This is a genomic window from Yimella radicis, assembly GCF_054778255.1.
In genome coordinates this window covers 89,895-113,929 of sequence record NZ_BAAGZR010000007.1, presented here as the reverse complement: position 1 = coordinate 113,929, position 24,035 = coordinate 89,895, and the positions used below count along the sequence as shown (strand labels likewise).

Here is a 24,035-nt window from a genome sequence, read left to right as displayed (position 1 = left end):
GGGACTGCGGCGGATGCGCCGGCCTCAGCGCATCCGTCGGATCTTCTTCACTCCGGTGTCGAGCTTGTTTCCGATCACTCGGACGGACTCCTTCGGGTCGGACAGCAAGGTGATGCGCCGCGCCAGCTTGTAGGCCCGTCCGCGTCGCAGCGCGGCCGTCTCGCGCTCGGCCTTCACTTTGTCCTCCTGCGCTTGGAGCAACTGCGAGCGCAACAGACGAACAGCCGTCTCCCGGATCTTCAGCTGGCTGTCCCGCTGCTTCAGCGCGTCGTTGGCGAGTCGAAGGCGCTCCTCCACAAGATCTGCTCGTTCACTGATCCTGTTGAGCGCCAACGCATTTCGCTGCTCGGAGCGCGTGTCCGAACTCGCGGGTGCCGGAAGTGCGGCGTCCTGGTCGGCTCCCGACATCCGCAGCCACGAGCGCACCAGGTCGACGTCGTCGGTGAGTTCGGGCCAGGGGAGTTGGTCGCGCCGGAAACCCAGGCGATGCATGAAGTCCCACCAGGCGTCGGCGAGCAACGCGTCCGCCGAGAGCGCGGTATCGGCCGGGGTGGGCGGCACGATCCAGCCGATCTGCCCACCGTCATCCATCAGATGGCGGAGTCGTAGCGAGCCGAGTGCGGTCGCTGCGGGGTCGGTGCGGACGAACGCGCCGATCCGATCGGCGAGCGATCGGAAGTCGGCCACCTCGGCCGAGACCAACGCCGCGCGCAACTGCGCCTCGACCGAAGGTTCTGCGGGCAGGACGCGGTCGGGCAGGACCCACCGACGTCCGGAGTCATCGGATTCGGCCCAGGTGGGCTGACCGTCCTGTTCGAAGTACAGGTCGTGACCGCGACCGCCGGCAACGGCGACGAAACCGGTGGCGGCAACGTCGAGGGCGCCGACCTGGGCTGCTCGATCGAGTGCATCCCCGGTTTCCAGCAGCGTCTGACCCGACGTGGATCCCATGAGGGCTTCTTCCACAGCGAGGGCCGGCAGCGTGCCGGGGCGGGCGCGGCGGGCAGCGTCTTCGGTGAGAACCGCCGAGGGTCGCTCGGGATCACCGAAGAGCAGATGAACGGTGGTGCCGCGCAGGCCGGCCGTGCGAAGGGCGTCCTTGAGTTGGGTCGCCGAGCGGGGCGTGGTCGAGTCGGTCACCGGGGCGGTCGGGACGCTGGTGATCAGTGTGGCGAGCGTGGACTCACCCTGCAGACCCAGGATGAGGGTGCCGCCGGGACAGACGAGCCCGGCGACGCGGGCGCATGCTTCCTGCCAGGTGAGATGTTCGTCGAGTGCGTACTGTGACAACCCGCCGGCGGCGATCACGAGCGCGCAGGGTTCCGCGTCCGCGGTCGGACGACGTGCGCTGATGCCCCGCTCGTCGAGCAGTTGGGTGAGGGTGTCGTTCAACCGGTCGTCGGCATCACCGATCACATAGGCGTCCTTGGTTTTGGGAAGGACGTCGCGCAACAGTGCGCGCAACAGATCAGCCACGTCGGGCACTCCATTCGAAGAGGTCGTTCAACTCCTGCGGCTCGAGCATGTCACCGCGGCCCAGTTCGTCGTCGGTCATGGCGACCAACTCCTCGGCCGTCGCTGCGGGCGGGCGCCCGTCCGGGGACGGACCCACCACCGCGATCGGTCGCTCCAGCGATGTCGCGTAGAACAATTCCTCACGTGCGGTGTTCGCCGCGACATGGGCGAAATTCTTCATCAGGCGGTACAGCCGAAGCAGTTCGCGCGGTTCAGCGCTGCCGGAAGCGTCGGCAGCCGGACCCCGGTCGACGGTCTCGACGCCCAGAGCTTCGTACGCCGCGCGAATGGGCGCCGTCGCCGCGTCGCGGTGGGACAACGCCACGGTGATCGGGGAGTCGAAGGCGGCACGGGCGGCTTCGACGACCCGCGGAGCCAGCAGTCCGCCGTCCAGACCGTGCTCCACGAACAGCAAGGTGCCGGTCGGATCGATCTCTTCCTCCGTCCGTGCCTTCGGTTTGCCGGTCAACGGATCGACCGGCCGGGCCACCTCGAGCAGGTCCGGGTCGATCTGCAGCAGGTGCAACCAGGGCGATCCGGTCGCCACCTGGTTGCGGAATCCGCGCCGAGCCCGTCGGCGCACGGCGCTGCGGCTCCACACGAAGGCCGTCAGCGCGCGGGGCAGGGTCGACTCCTGCGGGCACGGGGCGAACAGGTCGCTGGAGTGCTGGACGTGCCCCGGGATGCTCGGGACGGTCCAGACGCGGTTCTCGGCGGCGGCGACAGCGAGAATGTGGGCCGCGCCGTGAGCGCGGTTGTGTGGATGCATCAGCGCACCTGGGTGCGGGTCGTGCCCGCGATCGAGAGTGCGGTGAAATATCGTCCGAGCACGGCACGCTCCTGCGGCATCTGTTGGATCGCTCCTGGTTCGGCCGCCACGGCAACCTCGGCGTCCCCGATCTTGGTGAAAAGGGTCCAGTCCGCGGCGGGCGCTCCCGGCGCGACCGAGGTCTTGACATCGCAGGGAGGAACGAGATCGCCCAGAGGGGTACGACTCGTCCAGCTTCCGTCGTCAGAGAACACCGGCGAGGCATCGACGTCAACGTGGTCGTCGGTGCCGGGGATGTACCGGCGCCAGTTCATCCACTGCGGCGGTGCTCCACGCCACCACGCGCCGCCAACCTCGACCGCGTCCTGCGTGATCTCGAGTGTCCGGGTGGAAGGACGCAACGGGGTGTGGTGCAGCACGGCTGCTCCGTAGGCAGTGCGGCTCAGGCTGACCAACCGGTCACCGTCCTCCACGGCAGCATCGTGACGGTAGGTCGTCCACAGCATCGGGAAGGATCCGAGATCGGTCGTCAATTCGAGGCGACGGGCGGACGAGAGGGTGAACGGGTCGTCCGGGGCTTCTCCGGCCAGCACCGCGGCGATCGGCAGGTCGACGGCGAATCGGGTGCCGTCGCGGGTCAGTTCGAGCTCGCAGGCGACGGTGACGTCCTCGAGCGGGCGGCGGCGCACGACGACCAGATGAGCGTGTCGGCAGGTGCCGGGGATGAAGCCCTGCAGGGTGATGCGGTCATCACCCACTTCCGTGCGGTCGAGCACCACGGGGTCGACCTCGTTGCGCAAGGTGAACTGGGTGCCGGCCGCCTTTGTGGGTTGCACCCATTCGCCGGGGCCGAGCCAACGACCGGGTGGAAAGGACGGACTTCCGCCGCGGGCCCCGCGCAGGTTGCCGACCCGGTGGATGCCCTTGACGGTGGTCTCGACCTCGAAACGCAACGGCCACACGAGAGTGTTCTCCTGCGCCAGACGGTCGATGTCGACGAGGGCCTCGAAGCCGACCGGTGTTCGTTCGGCGTGCTGGTCGACCGCGTCGATCCGCCGCACCGGCAACGGGTGCCGGTCGATGCCGTTCACCAGGTTGATGCGCAGGTCGGAGTCGGCATCGGTCGCCAGGTGCGCGATTTCGGCGACGCCCTGGACTGCCAGGTGTCCCTCGCGCCATCGCACGTCGGTCACTGCGGTGGTCTGCACCAATGAGGTGATCGGGTACTCGTACGTGGTGCGTGGCGCGGTCGAGCGTCCGCGTCCGGGGAATTCGGCTTCGAACCGCCACGGACGGGTGCGCTTGCGGGTAGCGAGGACGCCGCCGATGTTGCCGCCGTCGCGTCGGAATACCGCGAGCTCGCGCAGGAGGTCGACGTCGTTGGCCTTCAAGGCGTGGTACTGCAGCTGATCGAGCCGAGGCCGACTCTTGATGTTGAAGTGGGTGAGCCGGTCGACCAGCCGGTGGGACAGGTCGAGCACAGGCTGCGCCTCGGCATCGTCCACGGCGGAGAAGGCCTGCACCAGCGAGACGAAGTCGATCTCGCCGAGGTAGTTGTGCAGCCGCTGACGGACCGCGGGGGAGCCTTGGGAATCAGCGATGTCGAGGACCGCTTCGGCGGAGATGACGCGGTCGAGCATGTTGCCGTACTTGTAGACCTGCTGAGTGATCGAGTCGCCGGATTCACGCTCGCGCCAGTAGTAGCAGTGCGAGGACACGATATCGACGGTGAGCGCGTCCAAGTGCGCCTTGAGAGTGACCGGGTAGTCCTCGTACCTGATCGCAGGGAAGGCATATCCGTGGTCGTCCCAGAACGAGCGCCGGTACAGCTTGTTCCACACCATGCGGTCGCGGACCAGTGAGGGCCGCTCCAGGATGTGCGTGCCCAGTACCGTCCGCCTGGCGATCTCCTGATGCGTCCAACTCTGTCGCACGCCCGAGGTACGGCTGAATCGGCGGGCGTTGCTCAACACCAGGGACGATCCGCTGTACTCGATCGTCGACATCATCATCGCGAACGAGTGCCGAGTGACCAGGTCGTCGCTGTCGATGAACGTGAGGTATTCGCCGTTGCTGTTGGCCGTGCCGGTGTTGCGTGCTGGTCCCAGGCCCGCGTTCTCCTGGGTGATGATCCGGAAACGGTCGTCGCGATCCACCCACTGCTGGGCGACTTCCCGGCTGCCGTCGAGCGACCCGTCGTCGATCATGACCACTTCGATGTTGCGGTAGTTCTGGGCCGCGATCGACTCCAGGCAGTCGCCGATGTACGCCTCGACGCCGTAGAACGGTACGACGACCGACAAGAGGGGGTCGGGCATGCTCAGATCAGATCCCAGGACAGTGCAGTGCCCTTCGGGGTGTCGGCGGTAAAGGTGCGTCCTTCGACGCGCTCGAACTCCTCGGGAGGCAGGCCGTTCGCCGGGCGGATGGAGCGGACGTTCTGCGCGGTGACCGGGTCGCCGGCGCTGACGTCCTCGACGACGTACAGCGATCGGCGGAAGCGCAAGCCTTCCTTCTCCTGTTGGCGGGCACCGATGCGTGCTTGTCCGAGGCACTGCCAGCCGATCCTGGTCTGTTCCACCAGCATTCGCAGTTCTTCGGGTTCGGAGGAGAACGCCGAGTCGACGCCGCCTTCCTCGCGCGACAACGTGACGTGCTTCTCCACGACACACGCACCGAGCGCGACCGCGGTGATCGCGGCGCCGATGCCCATGGTGTGGTCGGAGTAGCCGATGAGGGTGCTGAACGCGTCCCGCATGACCGGGATGCCGCGCAGGTTCGATTCGCTGGGGTCGGCCGGGTAGTTCGCGGTGCAGGCGAGCACGACGATCTGCTCGTTTCCGGTGGACCGCGCCGCCTCGACAGCGTTCGCGATCTCACGCACGGACGCCATGCCGGTCGAGATGATGATCGGCTTGCCCTTGCTCGCCGCCAGCCGGATGAGCGGCAGGTCGACGATCTCGGAGCTGGCGATCTTGTATGCGGGCACGTCGAGTGACTCGAGCAGGTCGATCGCGGTCGGGTCGAACGGGGAGGAGAACGCGGTGATGCCGAGTTCCTTCGCGAGCGCGAAGATCGGCTCGTGCCACTCCCAGGGAGTGTGGGCCTCCTCGTAGAGGTCCCACAGCGTGCGACCTCCCCACAGTTCGTGCCCTTCGGAGAGCCGGAAGTCGGGGGAGTCGGACTGGATGGTGATGGTGTCTGGCTTGTAGGTCTGCAGCTTGATCGCGTGGGCGCCCTGCTCGGCAGCCATCCGGACGATGTCGAGCGCCTTGTCGAGTGAGCCGTCATGGTTGCCCGACATCTCGGCGATGATGTACGGCTCGTGGTCGGGTCCGATCTGGTGCTTGCCGATGCGGATCGAAGCGTTGTCAGTCATTCGGCTGCCTCCTGCGGCGGATGGTGTGAACGGTCGCGGGCTCGCCGTCGATCAGGCGTTCGTCGCTGGCGATCTCCTCGAACCCGTTGCGCTTGTTCATGCGCCGCACGGCCTCGTTGGTGTCCATGACCTCGCCGTCGAGTCGGTCGAGCAGCAGCCCCTGCGGGTCGCGGAAGGCGAACTTGACCGCCTGGCGCTGGATGTCGATGAACGCCGGCAGCATCTCGCCGCGCTCTGTCAGGCCGGCGTTGTCGAGGTAGAAGCCCCACATGGCCGATTTCTGCTGCGGGTCGATGTCGAAGAAGGTGACGACACCGGCCGGCCGTCCGCCGCGTTCGTACATGTAGACCTTACGAGATTCGTTGCCCTGCAACGATTCCCAATAGCTGTCGTGCTGCTCAGCGGAGATGACGTCGCGCGTCAGCGAGACAGCCCTCACCTCGGGGTGGTTTCGCCAGTCGCGAACCAGCTCCTTGTCGGCCTCGGTGACAGGGCGCAGCATCAAGCCTCCGGCGGGTCCAGTGGGGTGGGTCAGGAACGCCGATAGACTAACCGACGGACCACGACGACCCCCGGAGGATTGATGACCACGCTGAGCCGTGACCAGGTGCGTTCGATGATGGCCGAGGTGCTGCAGGCCCAGGGCAAGGAGCTGCCCGAGGGTGACGACACCTCGCTGTCCGACATCGGATTCCGTTCGCTCGACTTCTCCGAGCTCGCCCTTCGGGTGGAGGACGAACTCGACACCGAACTGAACTTCGACGCTCCCGGCCTTCGTTCGATCGAGACGGTCGGCGATGTGCTCACGTTCATCGAACAGCTCCAAGAGGGCTGAGGTTTGACCGACCTGCCGGCCGGTTCGGGCAACCGGATCATCACGGCCTCCTTCCAGGGCACCTGGGCCGATCTCGGCGCCGCCGATCCCGCCTGGCCCGCGGCGTCCGCCTTTCTGGTCGACGACCACCTGCAGGCGTTGCGCGCCGTGTGGGCGCACGCGGCGGGCGGTCGCGAGACGCTCATCGCCGGCAGCGGCCGGGTCGGTGACGAACAGGCCGCCGGTTTCCAGGAGTCCGGTCTGGCTCTGGTGCGCGCCGATGGCGTGTCGCAGGCCACGGCCGGTCACGACGTCGAGGACGGCCGGGTGTGGTTGCTCACCAGCGGCTCCACCGGGCGTCCCAAGCAGGTCGCTCACACGCTCGACTCGCTGACGACCGTCGCCGGCCAGCAACCGGCCCGCACCTGGCTGTGCCCCTACGCGGTCGGTGCTTATGCCTGGTGGCAGGTGGTCACGCTCTCGCTCAACCTGCCCGGTCAAGACGTGCTGTTCATCGAACCGTCGCAGTTGGAGCAGTGGCCGCAGCTCGCACTCGACGCGGGTGTCACCGCCGCGTCCGGCACCCCGACGTTCTGGCGTCAGGCGCTGTGGCGCTCGGGTGAGGTGATGGCGAAGCTGCCGTTGGAGCAGGTGACCCTCGGCGGCGAGCCCGTCGACCAGGCGATCCTCGATCGACTGCGCGAGGTGTACCCGGACGCTCGCATCTCCTGGATCTACGCCTCCTCCGAAGCCGGCGCGGCGATCGCCGTCCACGACGGAAAGGCCGGCTTCCCGCAGGCCTGGCTGGACCGTGAGGTCGAAGGCCGCCCGCGGTTGTCGGTGCAGGACGGCGAACTGGTGATCGCCTCCAGCAAGGCGGCCGAAGGCATGGATGCCGAGATCCGCACCGGCGACCACGTCGAGATCGAGGACGGGCGGGTGCTGATCACCGGTCGCATCGCCTCCGACGAGATCAACGTCGGCGGGTCCAAGGCCTCGGCCTCCAAGGTGCGTGGTGTCCTGCTCGACCACCCCGCCGTTGTCTGGGCCTCCGTGAAGGGGCGCAAGGCGCCCCTGGTAGGCATGGTGGTGGCAGCCGAGGTCGTGCTCGACCGCGATGCCGCGTCCGACCAGAAGCCCGTGACCGATGCCGACCTGCAGTCCTGGTGCGCAGAACGACTGCCCGACTACTGCGTGCCGCGGCGGATCCGCGTACGTGACGAGATCCCCTTGAAGGAGACGCTGAAGAGCGATGTCTGAGAACACCCCCATCCCCGCAGCCTCGTGCGTCCTGGTCTCCGGCGGTTCCCGCGGGCTCGGCCTCGAACTGGTCAAGGACGCCCTTGCCGGCGGAGCCAAGGTCGCGACCTTTGCCCGCACTGTCACTCCCGAGCTCGAGCAGCTCGTCGCCGACAACCCCGACCACGTGTTCGTCGGCCCGGTCGACATCACCGACGAGAAGGCGATCAAGTCGTTCATCAAGGACGCCTCCGCCAAGCTCGGCCCCATCGACGCGCTCGTGAACAACGCTGCGATCGGCCAGGATTCGATGCATCTGCACACCTCGCCGGAGCGGATCGACCAGATCATCTCGACCAACCTCACGGCCACGCTCGTCCTGACCCGCGCCTTCCTGCGTCACGCGATGGCGAAGTCGGGACGTGGACGCATCATCAACGTCACCTCCATCTGCGCCCAGCGCGGATACGCCGGTCTCGTCGCCTACTCGGCAACCAAGGGAGGGCTCGATTCGGCGACGCGCGCGCTCGCCCGCGAGATGCACGGCCGGTTCCTGGTCAACTCGGTCGCTCCGGGGTTCTTCGCCTCGGAGATGTCGTCGGTGCTCGGCACCGAACAGTTGTCGACGATCACCCGTCGCACCCCGACCGGGCGTCTGGTCGAGCCGGAGAACATCTCACCCATCGTCCACTCGCTGCTGTTCGACGACACGAACATGAACGGTCAGGTCATCGTCGTCGACGGTGGCGGCTCGATCTGAGGCCGCGATGACCTCCGCCACCGGTTCCGCCGCACGCCAAGCTCTGCTGTCGCAGTACGTCGGCGCCGAACATCTGGTACTCGGTGCGCACGTCAACGGCGAGACCTACCCGGGTACGGCTCGCTCCTACCTCGCCGACGGTCGCGGGGTCGCCTGGCAGGTGCCCCAGCAGGACGGTCTGGCGTTCGCCATCGACGCCGAGATCGCCGACCAGCCGGTCTCCGCGATGCTCGGCCGTCGTGCCCGCTCGATGGACCCGGCCGTCGTCTGGCCGCTGTGGACCGGCTGCGAGGCCGCCGCGAAGGCGCTCGAGTTGCCGGTGCTTTCCTGGCTCAACTGGCCCGGTTTGAAGCTCCCCGCCGAGATCGCCGAGAAGGTGTCCCTTCAATGGGAGCAACTCGACGACATCCTGGTTTGCTACGGAGTCGCGTCGACGACGTGAGCCGCGAGGTCACGGGCGGGTCGAGTTCGCGGTTGCTGCCGGTGGCTTCGGTTCCTGCGGATTCCTTCGTCATCGGCAGGGCTCAACCAGCAGAGTCGGTCGAGCGCTCGGGGTGGGCGTTGTTACCGCTGGTTGAGCCGCAGGACTGAGGAACGAAGTCCTGCGCGCCGAAACCACGGCGAGTTGTACTGGGGCTCAACCGATCCGGCGTCGGCGCAATGCTTCGAGGAGTCGCTCGGTCGGGGCGGTCATCAAGAAGTAAGCACGCTTCGCGCGAGGACCCGACTCTGTCGCCAGCGCATGTTCGAGGGCTCGCAGGTGACGACGGTCCTTCGCCAGGTCTGACTTGAGCGCTGCCAACTGGGCGTCCTTGCGGCGCACTTCCTCGATCAACTTCGTTGTCGCGGAGTCGGTTTCGGGTACACGGCGAGCGAATGCCATGGTCTCGTAGGCCGACGCGGCACTCTGGATCTCGGCCTCGGGGTCGCTCGTGTCCGCCGCCAGGCGCAGCAATTCGACGGCGATCTCGTTGCGGGTGCGCTCGGGACCGAACGGGTGAACGCCGGGACTGTTGACGAGCACGCCGGCCAGATCGACCATCGCCGTCGGCAGGTCGGCGTCCTCGACTGTGGGGTCGATCACCTCGAATCCGCTGCGCCCGGCAATCACATTGCGCAACAACGGGGCCGGGCGACCGTCGGCCCATCGCGCATACGCTCGCAGTCCGGCGCTGACTCGTTGCAGATCGCGCACCAGCAACTGGCGGACGCGGAACTCGACGGGCGTCCCGTCAGCGACCGGGAGTCCGGTCGCCACGACTCCACCCAGTCCTCGGTATGCGACGGCGTCCCCGCCGCCGAGAGTGCCGACCAACCAGCCGTTCGCGGCAAGCATCGGCGTGGCCAGGAGCGCGTCGAATCGCAGGTCGTCGCTGCACAGCGAACGCAGCAGCGTCCGGGCCTGTGCCCTGTCGATCGCCACCGAGCCGACGACAGCCCGGTCGAACACTGCCGCCGATGCTTGTTCAGGCAGTTCCGCGAAGACCGGCGAGCGCAGGTCGTAACCGGTCCCGAAGGCGCTGAACTGATGGTTCTCCTGCGGTGCTCGTGCCTGTCGGTCGAGAGCCGCGGGGCTCGCCCCGTTGTCGAGGTACGCGATGTATGAGGACCCGAGTCGGCGTAACACATCGATGAACTCCAGTGCGCCGACGCCGTCCGACAGCGGCGGCAGGATGTCGTCCACGGAATCCAGGGCGATGGCCAGGTCGAAGCCGCCTGGCGGTGTCCAGGCATCGAAGGAGCCGCACACGACGTCGGCTCCTGAGCCCGAGGCGGAGCGCGCATCCGACTCGCCGCGCACGAGTAGAGTCACCGAGAATCCTTGTCGCAAAAGACGATTCGCCAGTTTCGCGGCACGCGCTCCTACCAGGAGCGCAGAGCCGGGACCCTGGGGGAGGAGTTCCGACACATACCGGACCCGAAGATCGTCGGCGGGCACCGGATCGGACCAGCCGTCCATTTCGCCGCCGCAGTACTCGATCTCGCGCTCTGTGTGCTCGCCGGTCATGCGGTTCAGCCTATGGTCCCTCTGCGCATCCGCATCAGCGCGCGTGCGCCCACTCGACCTGCGGTGTGGCGACGTCGCGCAGCCGCAGCAGGTGCACAGCGTAATTACCGTGCGGGTCGTAGGGGTGCAACTCGTAGGTGCCGAACCTGGCCTCGATGGCGAGGCCGGCGGCGTACGCGTCCCGGGCGAACTCCTCGACCGAATACTCACGGGAGTGCGGGGGAGTGGCGTCGGTGTGGAACCCGACGAGCAGGCGCCCGGACGGCGACAGCAGCGCGGCCATCCGTTCGAGCATGAGCACCTCGGTGTCCGGCTCGCCGAGGATCATTACGTTGCCGACGCACACGATGACATCGAAGGACGTCGGAAACGACTGTGCGGCAAGTGACTTCGCGTCCAGGTCATCGATCCGTGACTGCATCGTCGGTAACTGCGGGTAGGTGTCGCCGGCCTGTCGCAGGAGTCCTTCGTCGAGGTCGACGCCGTACGCGTCGTGTCCACGAGCACGAAGCGCAGCAGCGACACGTCCCATGCCGCAACCGGCGTCCAGGATCGTGGCTCCGCGCGGCGCCATCACGTCAGCGAGACGCGCCTCGCCCTCGATGTCGTCACCGGCTGCATGCAGATCGGCGAACTTCTGACCGTATCCGCGGTGGTCGGTCTGCTCCCAGCGGGTGGGCTGTCGTGACATGGGCTCTAGCCTAGGCAGTCGTGCCGCCCGAAGGAGATTCAGTGCAGATGCAGGAGCGACCGAGCGTCGGTGTGGTCGTGTTGTCGATGGGCAACCGTCCCGTCGAACTCACCGAAGCCATCCGCACCGTCCAGATGCAGGAAGGTGTCGATCTCGACATCGTCGTCGTCGGAAACGGCTGGCGTCCCGAAGGCCTGCCCGAGGGTGTCCGCTCGGTGTACGAAACGGAGAACACCGGTATCCCGGAAGGTCGCAACATCGGCGCGTCCGAGGCGATCGGTGAGTTCCTGTTCTTCTTCGACGACGACGCGACGATCCCCGAGCCTGACGTGCTCGCTCGACTGGCGGCCAAGATCCAGGAAGCGGACGACATCGCACTCTGCCAGCCCGGACTCACCGACCCCGAGACCGGTGAGGCGCCCCGGCGGTGGGTGCCGCGTCTGCGAGTGAAGCCGGGTGAGTTCCAAGGCGGCCAGGTGGCGACCTTCTCCGAAGGCGTCGTGATGATCCGCCGCTCCGCGTTCGTGCAGGTCGGTGGCTGGCCCGGCAGGTTCTTCTTCGGCCACGAGGGCATCGATCTCGCCTGGCGACTCATGGACGCCGGGTGGCGGCTCTGGTACGCCCCCGAGATTCCCGTCAATCACCCGTACACCGAGGCGGCTCGGCATGCCGTCTACTACCGCACCAACGCCCGCAACAGGGTCTGGGTGGCCAAGCGGAACCTGCCCGCACCTCTGGTGCCCGTCTACCTCGCCACCTGGACCGCGCTGACGCTCGCGCGGGTGCACGACAGGGAAGCACTCAAGGTGTGGTTCCGCGGATTCGGCGAGGGCGTGCGCACGGACGCCGGGGAGCGGTTGCCCATCTCGTGGCGCACCGTCCGTGCCCTGACCAAGGCCGGCCGGCCACCGATCATCTGATGAAGTACGTCATCACCGGGGTTCGCAGCAAGACCCACCTCGTCCACATCGCCGCCTACATTCGGCGCGAACTCGATTCTGCCACAGAGGAACTCGACGTCGCCCACATCGGCGGTGGCCGTTTTCTCGCACGCTCGAGCGTGACGCCGGACGACGTGCGGCGCCTCCTGCCCGACCACCCCCGGCTGCGTTTGTCCTTCCCCGAGGGCGCTGATCGATGGCACCACGAGGCGGCCGACCTGACCTACATCGCAGTCGGCGCGCCCGGCATCAAGCCGTGGATCCGACTGCGCCGCGATGCCCCGTTGCGTCCCATCCACGTGGTCGTCACCGACGAGGGCATCGGCACCTACGGCGACTGGCGGACCCGCAGGGACGCGCTCGCTCGGCAGGGCGCGCACGAACCCTGGCGCACAGTGCGTCCCCTGGCCATTCGCGCCGCCGATCGCGGGCTCACCGGGGAGCGCTTCGCGATGTACGACAAGGCATCCGAGTGGGCGCTGGACGAGGCGATCGCGAGCGAGTTCCGACGTCTCGTTCCGGCTGCCGCGGTGCCCGGTGAACCCAGCGACCGGGTGGTCTTCCTGTCTCAACCGTGGGTCGACCTGGGCATCCTGAGGCGGGACGCCCACCTCGCTCACGTCGCCGAGATCGCGGACGCCGTCGGCGCCCAAGGATTGCGGCTCGCCGTCCGACCGCACCCGGCGCAGGACAGTTCGATCTACGCGGGCTACGAGGTGCTCGATGAAGCGTTCACCGCCGAGGCCGACCCTTCGATCGTCCACGCCGCAGGTGTGGTCGGTGGGACGAGCACCGCGTTACTGAACCTGGCGGCGTTGTACCGCCTGCCGGCTGCGCGTCTGGTCGAGCCGGGACTGGAGCACCTCGAAGGAGAACTCGGCGCGGACCAGCGGGCGCTGTTGAACACCTACCTGCCGAAAGCCACCGAGGTCCGTCGGTGGGGCGGGTTACAGTCGTCGGTGTGAAGGGCAGGGCATCGACGGCCGACTCGGCCGCACGCTTCGGCAGCAACCTGTCGTCCTCGCCTGCGGTGCAGCGTGTGGTCGACCGGGCTCGCCAAGCTGCGCGCGACACTGCAGCGCGTCTTCCGCAGGGCGAGGGAGCACCACCCGTGCGGGCTCTCGACCTGCAGCACATCCGGATGACCGATCTGCTCACCGACGGACGCGTGGCGCGCGACGCCCGGCGCCGGGCCCGCCGGCTCGGTCTGCCGCGCACCATCGACGACACCTCCGCCTGGGCCTCGCTCGGTGCGCTCGCCGCGCTGCTGCGGGTGGTGGACGACGGCTCGCGTCGCGCAGTGGTGCTCGATTCGGTGGGGGAGCGCTCGACCTTCAGCCGTTGGGCGACCAGCGCCGGCTTCGCACCGCTCGCGTTCGACGTCATGCGCGCCGACGTCGTGGGTGAACAGGTCGCCGAACGCAGCGTCGACATGGTCGTCCGGCTCCACCCGCACTCGGCATCGGCCGAGACGGTCGACGAACACCTCATCCGGGCGTCCTGGGCGGTCCGTCGGGGCGGCCTCATCTGCATCACGATGAAGCTCGGGCCGGCGCACGAGCACGGCGTCTGCGTGGCCGACATCCGGTCGTTGATCGCTCGCAGCGCTGACCGCGGCCTGAAGCTCGTCGGCCAACTCGACATCGACGACGGCCTGCGCGCTCGCGAGGCGTCCCGCCAGGAAACGGGATCGTTCGGGCTGGCGTTGCTGACGTTCCGTGTGTCGGTGCCGCACAGTTCCTCGTGACCGGCCGCCGGGACGAGCGTCTCGACACCGATTTCGCACCCGGTCGTCCGGTTCCGCTTCGGGCGATCATCGGCTCGCTGCGCCGTGGGGCGGGTGACCCGACCTGGCTGCAGACCGGTGAAGGGATCTGGCGCGCGTGCGTCACCCCCGAGGGCCCGGTCTCGATGCTCCTTCGGGTAGACCGGACGGGGGTCGGCAACCGGGTGGTCGCGCGCGCCCACGGGCCCGGATCATCGTGGATTCTCGCTCGGTTGCCAAGCCTGTTGGGGGCCGACGACCCGGCGCACGAGTTCGTTCCTCACCATGACGTGATTGCCGAAGCCTTTGCGCAGCAACGTGATTGGCGTCTCGGAAGGACGGGTCTGGTCATCGATGCACTGGTGCCGGCGATCATCGAGCAGCGGGTAACCGGGAAGCAGGCCTTCGGTGGGTACCGGATGTTGGTGCGCCGATTCGGGTCGCCCGCTCCGGGGCCCGCAGCCGATCTCGGGCTGCGGACACCACCGTCGGCGGACGGGTGGGCGAAGATCCCCTCCTGGGAGTGGCTGCGTGCGGGGGTCGACGCGCAGCGGGCCGACACGATCATGCGGGCGATGCGAGTCGCGCACGCCCTCGAGGAATGTGCCGATCTGCCGCGGGAACAGGCCTGGAAGCGTTTGCGTTCGGTGCCGGGCATCGGGGTCTGGACGACGGCCGAGGTGGCACAACGCGCGTTGGGCGACGCCGACGCCGTCAGCTTCGGCGACTACCACGTCGCCAAGGACATCGGGTACGCGCTCACCGGACGTCCGGTCGATGATCTCCAGCTCGCGGAGCTGTTGAAACCGTATGCGGGACACCGGTATCGGGTTCAGTACCTGGTCAATGCCGCGGGGTTGAATCGCCCGCGCCGCGGCCCGCGGTTGAGCCTGCCCACCCACCTTCCGAGTCGCATGTGACCAACAGCCAGCTCCGACGTCAGCCTACGACGTCAGCGCGGTTCGCGTCCGGCTCGGCGGATCGTGGCCCGTGCGAGCGACTCGGTCGAGTCCACCAGCTCGCCCCGGCTCGACCAGCCCTGGGTCGCGTGGATCACCGACAGTTCGGTACACCCGAGCACCACCACGTGGCTGCGTTCGAGAAGGCGCTCGATGACGCCCTCGAGGCCGGCGACGTCGACCGGGCCGCCTGCCTTGACGCCGTCGTAGATCACCGACATCGTCAGCGACTGGTCGTTCTCGTCCGGGTACACACTGCGTGCGCCCAGAGAATCGAGCACCTTCTCGTAGACGCCGGCGGTCCGCGTGCCGTCGGTCACCAACAGGCCCACCCGCGAGCCATCGGCACCGGCCGATCGTGCTGCTGCGGTCAGAGCCGCTCGTGCGGTCGCCTCCACGATGGAGAGCACCTCCTGCGACGTGGCCGCCTGGATCTGAGGCAGGAAGTGGTAGGCGGTGTTGCAGGGCAGCACGATGAAATCGGTGCCGAGAGCGTCCAGGCGCGCCGCGTCCCGCGCCAGGACCGGTCCGGGGTCCGGCGCGTCGGCGGACAGAATGCGCGCGGTCCGGTCCGGCTGCGTCGAGTGCACCAGAACCACCAGATCCAGATGGTCCTGATCCCGCGACGCCGGGGTGAGCTTGACGACAACATCCTGGAACAGCGCAGTTGCTGCCGGGCCGTTGCCGCCGATCACGCCGACCACCGGACCGGGGTAGGCGTCGTCCTCGCGGACCGGGAGCAAGGTGGTCACACCAGCGCCTTCGGCTCCGGGTAGTACCGCCGGTACTTGCGCACGTAGTTGACCTGGTTCATCGCGATCCACTGCCAGCGCTTCGGGTGCTTCTCGGCACCGTAGAACCAGGGGTTTGTGACCTCGCCCGCCTTGATCAAGCCGTTCAGTTTCTGCTTGGTCGCAGGATCGGTCACGTAGCGCTTGAGCAGACGCATCGGCACCGCGCTGAACACGTGCTCGTCCGTCGTTTCGACCACGGGTCGCCCTTCGAGCGACCGGCCCTTCACCCACTCGTTCACGTACCACTCGACGACGTTGTGACCGGCTGCGGTGATGTAGAAGCTGGTGCCGCCCAGGCGGGGGTTCAGTTCGAAGAACACGGTCTCGCCGGTGCGCGGGTCGTACTTCATGTCGAAGTTCGCCCAGCCGCGCCAGCCGACGTGCTCCAGCAGGCGGGTTGCCGCGGCCACCGCTTCGTGGTCGACCCCGGTCATGATCGCCGCCGGGAAACCACGGGTGTCGGGGGCGTGCTCCTCCAGCAGGACCCGACCGAAGCAGGCGAACTTCACCTCGCCCTGTTTGCTGACGTAGCAGGTGAGGACCCGCATGTTCTGGTCGTCGCCGGGGATGACGTCCTGCAGGATGAACTTGTCGGTGTAGCCGGAGCCGTGCAGCCGGGTCAGCAGGTCGTCCAGTTCCTGCCGCGAGGATGCGGAGTGCACCTTCTGCTTACCGGTGAAATCGACGCCGGCGTACGCCTCGGCGTTCGACGGCTTCGCGATGACCGGGAAGGTCAGCCCTTCCAGTTGCTGTGCAGCAGAGTCGGATCCGTGGTCGCTGACGTCGTACACGACGGTCTGCGGGTGCGGAATGTCCAGTTCCCGGCACAGGTCGGCGAAGTTCTCCTTGCGCGTCAGCCGGTCGATCAGCTCGGGCTCGCTGTACGGAATCACGTAAAGATCCTCGAGCTGGTGCTTGACCCGGGCCAGGACGCTGACGACGTGGTCGGTGGTCGCCAGCAGCAGGCGCTTGTCCGACCCCACCTTCGGCGCGAGGTCGCGCAGCGTGCGCACCAGAAGCTCGGGATCCTCAAGCGAGGCGATCGGGCGGTGCTCGACCAGAGTGCTGTGTGCGATCGGTCCGGCGACCATGCGGGAGACGATCAGGGTGCGGTACCCGTACGCCATGTGGAACGAGCGCGCCAGGCTGTAACCCAGGCGGTCGCCGCCGAGTACTACGGGGACGAAGTCCTGTCCGGGAATGATTGTGTGGGGGCCGGGCGCGACGATGTCAGGCATGGCACCCGAGCCTAATGGCGCGGCTGGGCGATCCCGACGCGGACGCTCCCCGGGTTCGGTGTGAGCTCGGCGACGAGGCGCTCGCCGGCCAAGGCCACCTCGAAGCGGGCTGCGATGCGTCCGAGCACATACGGATCGGCGCAGGTGACCGACCATTCCTCGTCGGCGCCGTCGAGGGCGGCGTCCTCCCCGGCGGGGTCGGGCAGGACGGCGGCCGACCAGGCGCGACGCACCCGGTCCGTCACGGTCTCGGGATGCACCGACTCGATGCCGACCTCGACCGACATCGCCGAACCCGCAGGCACGCCGAGGGCGTCACGGACGGCTTCGGCGCGGCCGAGCGCGAACCAGTCGGTCGGGCCCGAGCGCACCAGCGTGCGAGACCCGTCGGCGTCGGGATGCAGAAAGCGTCGGTCGAGGCCGCGGACGATCGCGACCGGCACCCGGTCCAGCTTGCCCTTGACGAGATCAGCCGCCGCTGCGACCTCGTCGGCGATGTTGCGCACGGTCACCGCGAGATCGTGCCCGTGGGTGTCGGCGAGACCGCGCAGGTCCTCGAGCGGGGTCAGGCCGTGCGTGCCGAGTGCGAAATCGGTGAGTCCGCTGCGCCACGCCCGTCCGGAGGTGTCGCTGAGCACGACGGCGAAGTCGGCGTGCCCCGCGACGTCGGCCAGGCGTCCGTGCAAGGACGCAGCTTCAGCGTCGGGCTCATGCGGCAACAACAGCCGTACGTCGTCATCGGCGTTCGAGGAGTCGATCCCGGCACCGGCCATCACCGGCCCGGCCTTGGCCTCGACGACCCGGGTGAACCCGGTGGACGTCGTGCGCTCGGCCACGACCCGCTGCGACTCCTGCAGTACCAGGTCGGCACGCTCGACGTCGTTCGAGCCGAGGAGGCCGAGAGCCTTGGAGACCACCTTGCTGGTGACGACCACGACATCGCCGGGTTCGATACGCATGGCTCCCGACTGGGCCACCGCTTCGTGGACGAGTGTGGCGAGATCGTCGCCGGCGCGGACCTCGGGCACCCCTGCCAGCGGCAGGATCGTGATCACGCGCGGTCCCGCAGACGCAGTCCGAGGTCGACCGCCGCTGCCGCCATCGCCTCGGCGGTGGGGAGGTCTTTCATCAACAGCGGGACAGCCTCGGTCGTCAGGCCTGCCGGTCCACCGAACGACTCGGCGTCGCCGCTGTCGATCAGCCAGCCGTCGAGGAAGTCGCGGTACAGCCCGGCGACACCACTGGGGGAGACCTCCACCCCGAGCGTCGCCAGGCAGGCGTCCGCGTGACCCCGCACCGGTCCGCCACCGATGATCGGGGAGACGCCGACGACGGGAGCAGCTGTGCCGCGCAACGCATCTCGGACGCCGGGCACCAGCAGGATGATTCCGATGGACACGACAGGGTTGCTCGGAGGAAGAATGACCAGATCAGCGGTCCGGATGGCCTCCAGGACCCCCGGAGCTGCCGCGGCACGATCGAGGCCCGCCACGACGAAGCGCTGCGCGGGCACCGCGGCCCGCAGTCGGATCCACCACTCCTGGAAGTGCACGGCCCGTTGCTCGTCGCCGTCATCGAGCACGACGTGTGTCTCGACGAACGCGTCCGTCATCGGCAGCAGGCGCACGTGCTGGTCGGGAAGACCCCACCGCCTGGCCAGACGAGCAGTCACCTCGGACGGGGTGGCTCCCTGGGCGAGCCACATGCTGCGGGCGACGTGGGTGCCGAGGTCCTTGTCGCCGAGTCCGAACCATTGCGGCTCGACACCGTATGCGGCCAGTTCACCCTGCAACGTGAAGCTTTCGTTCGCCCGTCCCCAGCCCTGCCCCTCGTGGATGTCGCCGCCGAGGGTGTAGAGCAGGGTGTCGACGTCCGGGCTCACCCGCAGTCCGAAGAGCGTGATGTCGTCGCCGGTGTTCGCAACGATCGTGATCTCGTGCGGCCCGTCGTCCAGTCGGTCGAGATGGCTACGCAGTCCGCGCAGGAATCGGGCGCCGCCGACGCCTCCGGCCAAGGCAGTGATCCGCATGCCGGGCAGTGTGTCAGTCCTGTCTCGTAGCATCAGGAGCGGGCCGCTGCCGGCTTTCTCACTTACTCCTTCGCACTTGACTTATGCGTAACGACACGCGTGTAATAACAGCGTTGTGATTTCGTCGACATCAGGAGGAGCAGTGCAGGAATTCTCATTGTTCGCCGTGCAGCCGCTCGATGTCGATGACGACGGAGCGCTCGCCTGGCAGGAGAACGCGCTGTGCGCGCAGACCGACCCCGAGGCGTTCTTCCCGGAGAAGGGCGGCTCCACCCGTGAGGCCAAGAAGGTCTGCATCGGGTGTGAGGTCAAGGCCGAGTGCCTGGAGTACGCCCTCGCCAACGACGAACGCTTCGGGATTTGGGGCGGCTTGTCCGAGCGCGAGCGCCGCAAGCTCAAGAAGCGGGCGGTCTAGCCGCCTGCGCCCGTGGTGACCCAGATGCTCACCTCCGACGCAGACGGGTCGCTGCTGGTCACCGATGACGACGGCCCGAGGCTGAACGTCACGGCCATGCTCGTCGTCCGCGAGGGCGGCGAGCGATTACATGCCACCCTCCGGGCGCTGCTCGACCAACATCGCAGGCCCGACCGGCTGGTGATCATCGACACCACCCCGGAACGGTCCACCCACCGAATCCCCGACGAACACCCGCAGATCCGTGCCGGCTTCCCGGATGTCTCTGTCGTCACCGTCCCGCCCGGCTCGAGCTTCGCCGACACCGTCGACATCGCCGTCGAGGCACTGCCCGATCCCGGCGAGGACGCGGTCGTCACCAAGCGCAGCCGCACGAGGGCCGACAAGCGCCCCATCCGTCCACGGGACCGGCATGAATGGCTCTGGTTGTTGCACGAGGACAACCAGCCGGACGCGAACGCGCTCGCCGCGCTCACCGAGGCCGTCGGACGCACCACCCGCATCGGCATCGCCGGTTGCAAGGTGCGCGAGCTCCACCGACCCCGCCGACTGGTCGACGTCGGACTCGACGTCACGCGTACCGGCCGCCACATCGGTGAGCAGATGCAGGGCGAATTCGACCAGGGACAGCACGATCTGCGCACCGACGTCCTGGCGGTCAGCAGCAGCGGCCTGATGATCCGTCGGGACGTCTATGCGAGCCTCGGCGGGTTCGACCCGGCCTTCGACGGCGACGGCGACGGACTGGACCTGTGCTGGCGGGCTCACCTGACCGGTCACCAGGTGGTCGTGGTCACCGACGCGATCGTGCACCAGGACGTCGATCCCACTCCCAGCGACGGAACGGGCAAGCGGCGTCCTGACCCAGACCTTCCCGCCCCGCAGAGCCCGCGGACGCTGCGCCGTCACCGGCAGGTCGCGCTCGCGCGCGCCTCGCTGTTGGGCTGGCCGTTGATGAGCCTGTGGATCCTGCTGTCCGGTCTCGTGCTCGGCGTCGGGATGCTGCTGGTGAAGCACCCGCGCCGCGCCTTGGCGGAATTCGCCCAGGCCACAGCGCCGTTCGGCCTCGGTCGCATCGTCGGCGCCCGGGCTCGGTTCTTCGGACGGCCCACCGCCCGTCGGCGTTACCTGCGTCCGTTGTTCGTGGGTGCGGGCGCCGCCTGGATGAGCGCCCGTGACTCGCTGCGCGCCGCCGTCACGCTCGACGACGTCCCACCCGAGCACGCTCTGGTCGACGAGGGAGCCGGCGAAACGGGGCCGGTCGACGAGCACGCACAAGCCCTCGCCGTGCCGCGGCGTCCACTCGCGCAGATGTGGCGCAGCCCCGGCCTGTGGACCGTCCTCGCCGCGCTGATCGCCGCCGGTGTGCAGTGGCGTGGATTACTCGGCAGCCACTCCTTCCAAGGGCGCTCCGGCGCGATCAGCGGCGGCGAACTGCGCGCGTTCGGCACCGACTCCGGCGGCATCTGGCGGCTGTATCGCGACGGCTGGACGGGCGCCGGCCTCGGCGGGCCGAATCAGCACGCCGAATACCTTCCTGTGCTGTGGCCGCTCGCCTGGCTGGTCGAACACGTTCCCGGTCTGGCGTCGGCAACCAGCGGTCACACGGCGGTCGTCTGGCTGCTGGCGCTGACCATGCCGTTGTCTGCACTCACCGCCTATCGCGCCGGACGCGTGCTGACGCCTCACGGCTGGCCCCGCGCAGTGGTCGCCGCGCTGTGGGCCAGTTCCGCGCTCGCCACCACCGCGTCTGCGCAAGGACGCCTGGGTCCCGCCATCGGTCACGTGCTCGCGCCGCTGGTGTTCGCCGGCGTGGTGGCCATCGCCCGTCCCAGAGGTTCGGCCACGATGACCTTCGCGACCGTCACTGTCGCCGGGATCATGGGGGCGTTCAGTCCGATCCTCTTGGCGTTCAGCACGATTGCTGCGCTGCTGGTCGCCCTGTTCGGAGCCCGATGGGCGCGCCTACGCGGGCTGATCCTGGCGACAGTGCCGTGGGCGCTGTTGGGTGCCTACACCCGCGACCTGCTCTCCGACCCGCGCCAGATCTTCGCCGGACCGGGCAACCTGATCACCGGCGCGCCGACGCAGGCGGAACCATGGCAGCTCGCGCTGTTGCACCCCGGCGGTCCGGGCTCCTATCCGGTGCTGCTGGGCCTGCCTCTGCTCGTCCTGGCCGTGCTCGGCCTGTGCAGTCCCGGGCGTCACCGCTTCATGCTCGCCGCGTCCGCCCTCGCGCTGACCGCGCTCACGGGTGCCCTGCTGTCCCCGTCGCTGGTGGTGATGTCCACGCCGGACGGACCACGAACTGCCTGGGCCGGAGTGCCGCTGCAGATCTTCGCTCTGTGTTGTGCGGGGATCGCCCTCGCCGGACTGGCGCCGCCGTACCCCCGGAGCAAGCCCGCGCGGGCGGTGCTGCACCCGGCGATGGGCGTGCTCGCCGGCCTGCTCGCTGCTGTCGTCGTCGGTTTCGCGGCTTGGGCCGGACAGGTGACAGCTCTGCGGCCGGTGGATCGGCCGCTGCCCGAACTCGTCCAGAAACAATTCACCGGACCCCGCTCGATACGGTCCCTCGTCCTCACCGTCGGCCGCGACGGCACCGTGGCCTACCGCCTGCAGGGCCGAGAGGTCGGACGTCCGGTGGCCGACCTGACGCTGCCCGCTCCGAGCGGCGCGGCTGATGCGGGACGGGCGGTCGATGCCCTGGTGCGCGGGCAGGGCGAAGCAGCTGCCGCCGGTCTGCACCGGCTCGCTGTGGGTTACGTGGTGTTGACCGGTCCAGGTGCAGCCGGCTCCGATGTCTCCTCCTCGCTGCAGAGCGGCGGTTCACTCCTACGGATGCACAGCGTGCGCGACGCCCAGGTCTGGCGGGTTGCTCCGATGACCACCCCCGCAGGCGATCGTTCGGTGGCCAGCAGTCGACTCGTCCTGCTGACCGCAGGCACCCCGACTCAAGAACTGCGCACCGACGATTGGCACGCCGCCACTTCGTTGCGCCTTCCGGCGGCCAGGGTCGCGCGAACGATCGTGGTCGCCGAGCCGGGTGGTTGGTCGAGCCGGGCCGAAGTCACGTATGACGGGAAGCCGCTGCGTGCCGAGGTGGTCGGGCCGACCGTCCAGTACGAACTGCCGACCGCTGCGGGTCAGCTGGAGATTGCGCCCCGTCCGGCGTTCGAGCGCACCAGGTGGGCGCAGGCGGGCTTGTGGCTGCTGGTCGTGTTCATCGCCCTGCCGTTCGGCAACCGCGCGTCCCGCAGGAGGGCGTGGTGAGGGGTCTGTCCGTCGTTCGGGCCGTCGTGGTCGCGGCCGCCGCCGGGGGAGTGGTGTTCGGGTCGGCCGAGGTCGACGTCGATGCCGACTGGTCACGCGCGAGCGACACCCGTGCCGCTCAGAACGCCAGTGCCGCTCTCAACACCACGCTGGTGTGCCCCGGCCCCGATCGCCCGGGCACGCCCGGGTACGAGGACGCGAAGCAGACCGTGGACCTCGCCACCGGCGGCGCTCCGGCAAGCGTGTTGAAGCCCCACGGTGAGGGCGCGGTCCGCGCCGCCCGCTTGCCCTCCGGTGCCGGCGCAGCGCCGCCCACCCGCACGGCGCCCGTTCAGGTTGCGCGCGACCGTGTCAGCGGTGCCGGCGGCGTCCACCTCGATGGTTCGGGCAGCGCCGCGACCGGTCTTGCTGCCCTTCAGTCCTGGGACGACGAGGAGCAGAGCGTCGGCGGCTTTGCGATGGCACCCTGTGGCGTCCTGACCAAGGACACCTGGTTTCCTCTGGGCGGCAACCAATCCGGACGTGTCGGACGTGTCGTGATCAGCAACCCTTCGTCTGCGCCGGTGACGGTCGACGCCGAGATCCTCGGCCGGGGTGGAGTCGACGCCGACCAGGGTGCCAAGGGCTTGGTCGTTGCGCCCGGCGACCGGGCGGTCGTCGGCGTGGGTGACTTCGGCGACGATCTCAGCGACGCCTTCGTCCATGTGGTCGCGCGCGGTGGAGCCGTCGCCGTGTCCGGCGTCGACGCCTGGATGACCGGTGAGACACGCTCGGGACAAGCCGGTTCCGCGCCCGCAGCCGCCGGAACGGATCTGGTTCTCCCGCAGGTCCCGGTTGTCGCGGGTACGCCGACCGTGCGGGTGGCGGTGCCGGGAGCCCTCGGCACCTCGGTACGGGTACGGGCCATCGACAGCGCCGGCCTGGTCGTCGCAGACGAAGTCACCGATGTCGATGCCAAGTCGACCGTGGCGGTGCCCCTCACGGACGTCCCGAAGGGCAGCTATGCCGTTCGTGTGACCTCCGAGCAGCCGGTGGCCGCAGCGGTACTGGCGATGGCGAACACCTCCGGCACCTCCGACATCGGGTGGGCGACTCCCGTTCGAAGCAGTGGCGCGTTGATCGGCTCGCCGCTGCCGAAACTGCCGGAGGGTGCCGGCGCGACGCTCGGGTTGTTCTCCGCAGACCGTCCGGCGACGGTCGACGTCGTCACCGACGACGGCGCTCCCCGGCGGGTGCACCTGGAGAAGGACCGCCCACTGCGGCTCGACGTGAGTGGACGCGACTCTGTGTGGGTGCGTGTCCTCGCCGGGTCGGTGCGCGGATCGGTGGTGGTCTCCGGACAGATCGAGGACCGGCCCGTGCTCGAGGTCAGTCCGCTCGAACCGGTGGCGGTCGAGGCCACCGTCCGGGAGTCGACCGCCGAACGAGACTGAGCCGCAGCGCGATTCG

The 24,035-nt window shown here is 68.6% G+C and carries 22 protein-coding genes; 11 read left to right on the top strand and 11 right to left on the bottom strand.

Annotation, left to right across the window (positions count from 1 at the left end):
• Positions 1–24 precede the first annotated feature (24 nt).
• The 5 genes from ACYU8W_RS05090 to ACYU8W_RS05070 are packed head-to-tail and all read right to left on the bottom strand — an operon-like array spanning position 25 to position 6,165.
• Positions 25–1,476 (bottom strand): serine/threonine-protein kinase, encoded by a 1,452-nt coding sequence (locus ACYU8W_RS05090; protein ID WP_499467175.1) that lies wholly within the window; start codon positions 1,474–1,476, stop codon positions 25–27.
• Positions 1,469–2,284: a hypothetical protein gene (locus ACYU8W_RS05085; RefSeq protein WP_499467173.1), complete on the bottom strand. Its 816-nt coding sequence runs from the start codon at positions 2,282–2,284 to the stop codon at positions 1,469–1,471. Before ACYU8W_RS05085 ends, ACYU8W_RS05090 begins: the two co-directional genes overlap by 8 nt.
• Positions 2,284–4,602, bottom strand: a complete 2,319-nt coding sequence (locus ACYU8W_RS05080; RefSeq protein WP_499467171.1) for a glycosyltransferase family 2 protein — start codon at positions 4,600–4,602, stop codon at positions 2,284–2,286. Before ACYU8W_RS05080 ends, ACYU8W_RS05085 begins: the two co-directional genes overlap by 1 nt.
• Positions 4,603–4,604: 2 nt before the next feature.
• The gene (pseI, locus tag ACYU8W_RS05075) at positions 4,605–5,663 is read right to left on the bottom strand and encodes a pseudaminic acid synthase (RefSeq protein WP_499467169.1); all 1,059 of its coding nucleotides are present in this window, start codon (positions 5,661–5,663) and stop codon (positions 4,605–4,607) included.
• Entirely contained in the window at positions 5,656–6,165 is a 510-nt protein-coding gene (locus ACYU8W_RS05070) for a GNAT family N-acetyltransferase (RefSeq protein ID WP_499467167.1), read from the bottom strand. Before ACYU8W_RS05070 ends, pseI begins: the two co-directional genes overlap by 8 nt.
• Positions 6,166–6,246: 81 nt before the next feature.
• Between ACYU8W_RS05070 and ACYU8W_RS05065 the strand changes: the two genes are divergently transcribed.
• From ACYU8W_RS05065 to ACYU8W_RS05050, 4 genes are read left to right on the top strand one after another with little or no spacing between them, the layout of a single operon-like run.
• Positions 6,247–6,498, top strand: coding sequence for an acyl carrier protein (locus tag ACYU8W_RS05065; protein ID WP_129625812.1), 252 nt, complete (start codon positions 6,247–6,249; stop codon positions 6,496–6,498).
• Positions 6,499–6,501: 3 nt separating this feature from the next.
• Positions 6,502–7,737 (top strand): AMP-binding protein, encoded by a 1,236-nt coding sequence (locus ACYU8W_RS05060; RefSeq protein ID WP_499467165.1) that lies wholly within the window; start codon positions 6,502–6,504, stop codon positions 7,735–7,737.
• On the top strand, positions 7,730–8,476 hold the full coding sequence (locus ACYU8W_RS05055) for an SDR family NAD(P)-dependent oxidoreductase (RefSeq protein ID WP_499467163.1): 747 nt from the start codon (positions 7,730–7,732) through the stop codon (positions 8,474–8,476). The genes ACYU8W_RS05060 and ACYU8W_RS05055 overlap by 8 nt, the downstream gene beginning before the upstream one ends.
• Positions 8,477–8,483: 7 nt before the next feature.
• Positions 8,484–8,918, top strand: a complete 435-nt coding sequence (locus ACYU8W_RS05050) for a hypothetical protein (RefSeq protein ID WP_499467161.1) — start codon at positions 8,484–8,486, stop codon at positions 8,916–8,918.
• A 195-nt stretch (positions 8,919–9,113) separates the two neighbouring features.
• Here the strand turns inward: ACYU8W_RS05050 and ACYU8W_RS05045 are convergent, their stop codons facing one another.
• A complete protein-coding gene (locus ACYU8W_RS05045; protein ID WP_499467160.1) occupies positions 9,114–10,484 on the bottom strand; it encodes a hypothetical protein in 1,371 nt (456 codons plus the stop codon).
• A 34-nt stretch (positions 10,485–10,518) separates the two neighbouring features.
• The gene (locus ACYU8W_RS05040; protein WP_499467158.1) at positions 10,519–11,175 is read right to left on the bottom strand and encodes a class I SAM-dependent methyltransferase; all 657 of its coding nucleotides are present in this window, start codon (positions 11,173–11,175) and stop codon (positions 10,519–10,521) included.
• A gap of 47 nt (positions 11,176–11,222) precedes the next feature.
• On the opposite strand from ACYU8W_RS05040, the gene ACYU8W_RS05035 reads away from it, so the two are divergent.
• The 4 genes from ACYU8W_RS05035 to ACYU8W_RS05020 are packed head-to-tail and all read left to right on the top strand — an operon-like array spanning position 11,223 to position 14,801.
• Entirely contained in the window at positions 11,223–12,095 is an 873-nt protein-coding gene (locus tag ACYU8W_RS05035; protein WP_499467485.1) for a glycosyltransferase family 2 protein, read from the top strand.
• Positions 12,095–13,081: a polysialyltransferase family glycosyltransferase gene (locus ACYU8W_RS05030; protein WP_499467156.1), complete on the top strand. Its 987-nt coding sequence runs from the start codon at positions 12,095–12,097 to the stop codon at positions 13,079–13,081. The genes ACYU8W_RS05035 and ACYU8W_RS05030 overlap by 1 nt, the downstream gene beginning before the upstream one ends.
• On the top strand, positions 13,078–13,863 hold the full coding sequence (locus tag ACYU8W_RS05025; RefSeq protein ID WP_499467155.1) for a hypothetical protein: 786 nt from the start codon (positions 13,078–13,080) through the stop codon (positions 13,861–13,863). Before ACYU8W_RS05030 ends, ACYU8W_RS05025 begins: the two co-directional genes overlap by 4 nt.
• Entirely contained in the window at positions 13,860–14,801 is a 942-nt protein-coding gene (locus ACYU8W_RS05020; RefSeq protein WP_499467154.1) for a DNA-3-methyladenine glycosylase family protein, read from the top strand. Before ACYU8W_RS05025 ends, ACYU8W_RS05020 begins: the two co-directional genes overlap by 4 nt.
• 32 nt (positions 14,802–14,833) lie before the next feature.
• Here ACYU8W_RS05020 and cuyB read toward each other — a convergent pair whose 3' ends face one another.
• The 4 genes from cuyB to cofD are packed head-to-tail and all read right to left on the bottom strand — an operon-like array spanning position 14,834 to position 18,901.
• Positions 14,834–15,592 carry a cysteate racemase gene (cuyB, locus tag ACYU8W_RS05015; protein WP_499467152.1) on the bottom strand — a complete coding sequence of 253 codons (759 nt, stop codon included), beginning with the start codon at positions 15,590–15,592 and terminating at the stop codon, positions 14,834–14,836.
• Positions 15,589–16,872, bottom strand: coding sequence for a carboxylate--amine ligase (locus ACYU8W_RS05010; protein WP_499467150.1), 1,284 nt, complete (start codon positions 16,870–16,872; stop codon positions 15,589–15,591). Before ACYU8W_RS05010 ends, cuyB begins: the two co-directional genes overlap by 4 nt.
• Positions 16,873–16,883: 11 nt before the next feature.
• Complete coding sequence (gene cofE, locus ACYU8W_RS05005) at positions 16,884–17,927, bottom strand: coenzyme F420-0:L-glutamate ligase (RefSeq protein ID WP_499467148.1); 1,044 nt, start codon at positions 17,925–17,927, stop codon at positions 16,884–16,886.
• Positions 17,924–18,901, bottom strand: coding sequence for a 2-phospho-L-lactate transferase (gene cofD, locus ACYU8W_RS05000; RefSeq protein ID WP_499467146.1), 978 nt, complete (start codon positions 18,899–18,901; stop codon positions 17,924–17,926). Before cofD ends, cofE begins: the two co-directional genes overlap by 4 nt.
• A gap of 157 nt (positions 18,902–19,058) precedes the next feature.
• On the opposite strand from cofD, the gene ACYU8W_RS04995 reads away from it, so the two are divergent.
• From ACYU8W_RS04995 to ACYU8W_RS04985, 3 genes are read left to right on the top strand one after another with little or no spacing between them, the layout of a single operon-like run.
• Positions 19,059–19,316 carry a WhiB family transcriptional regulator gene (locus tag ACYU8W_RS04995; protein ID WP_129625853.1) on the top strand — a complete coding sequence of 86 codons (258 nt, stop codon included), beginning with the start codon at positions 19,059–19,061 and terminating at the stop codon, positions 19,314–19,316.
• Positions 19,317–19,340: 24 nt separating this feature from the next.
• Positions 19,341–22,586 (top strand): glycosyltransferase, encoded by a 3,246-nt coding sequence (locus ACYU8W_RS04990; RefSeq protein WP_499467144.1) that lies wholly within the window; start codon positions 19,341–19,343, stop codon positions 22,584–22,586.
• Positions 22,583–24,019, top strand: a complete 1,437-nt coding sequence (locus ACYU8W_RS04985) for a DUF5719 family protein (protein WP_499467142.1) — start codon at positions 22,583–22,585, stop codon at positions 24,017–24,019. The genes ACYU8W_RS04990 and ACYU8W_RS04985 overlap by 4 nt, the downstream gene beginning before the upstream one ends.
• Positions 24,020–24,035 lie beyond the last annotated feature (16 nt).

Coding starts and splice junctions, on each gene's coding strand:
- ACYU8W_RS05085 (WP_499467173.1), bottom strand. CDS start 2,284: ATGCATCCACACAACCGCGCTCACGGCGCGGCCCACATTCTCGCTGTC.
- ACYU8W_RS05080 (WP_499467171.1), bottom strand. CDS start 4,602: ATGCCCGACCCCCTCTTGTCGGTCGTCGTACCGTTCTACGGCGTCGAG.
- pseI (WP_499467169.1), bottom strand. CDS start 5,663: ATGACTGACAACGCTTCGATCCGCATCGGCAAGCACCAGATCGGACCC.
- ACYU8W_RS05070 (WP_499467167.1), bottom strand. CDS start 6,165: ATGCTGCGCCCTGTCACCGAGGCCGACAAGGAGCTGGTTCGCGACTGG.
- ACYU8W_RS05065 (WP_129625812.1), top strand. CDS start 6,247: ATGACCACGCTGAGCCGTGACCAGGTGCGTTCGATGATGGCCGAGGTG.
- ACYU8W_RS05055 (WP_499467163.1), top strand. CDS start 7,730: ATGTCTGAGAACACCCCCATCCCCGCAGCCTCGTGCGTCCTGGTCTCC.
- ACYU8W_RS05050 (WP_499467161.1), top strand. CDS start 8,484: ATGACCTCCGCCACCGGTTCCGCCGCACGCCAAGCTCTGCTGTCGCAG.
- ACYU8W_RS05045 (WP_499467160.1), bottom strand. CDS start 10,484: ATGACCGGCGAGCACACAGAGCGCGAGATCGAGTACTGCGGCGGCGAA.
- ACYU8W_RS05040 (WP_499467158.1), bottom strand. CDS start 11,175: ATGTCACGACAGCCCACCCGCTGGGAGCAGACCGACCACCGCGGATAC.
- ACYU8W_RS05035 (WP_499467485.1), top strand. CDS start 11,223: ATGCAGGAGCGACCGAGCGTCGGTGTGGTCGTGTTGTCGATGGGCAAC.
- ACYU8W_RS05030 (WP_499467156.1), top strand. CDS start 12,095: ATGAAGTACGTCATCACCGGGGTTCGCAGCAAGACCCACCTCGTCCAC.
- ACYU8W_RS05010 (WP_499467150.1), bottom strand. CDS start 16,872: ATGCCTGACATCGTCGCGCCCGGCCCCCACACAATCATTCCCGGACAG.
- cofD (WP_499467146.1), bottom strand. CDS start 18,901: ATGCGGATCACTGCCTTGGCCGGAGGCGTCGGCGGCGCCCGATTCCTG.
- ACYU8W_RS04990 (WP_499467144.1), top strand. CDS start 19,341: ATGCTCACCTCCGACGCAGACGGGTCGCTGCTGGTCACCGATGACGAC.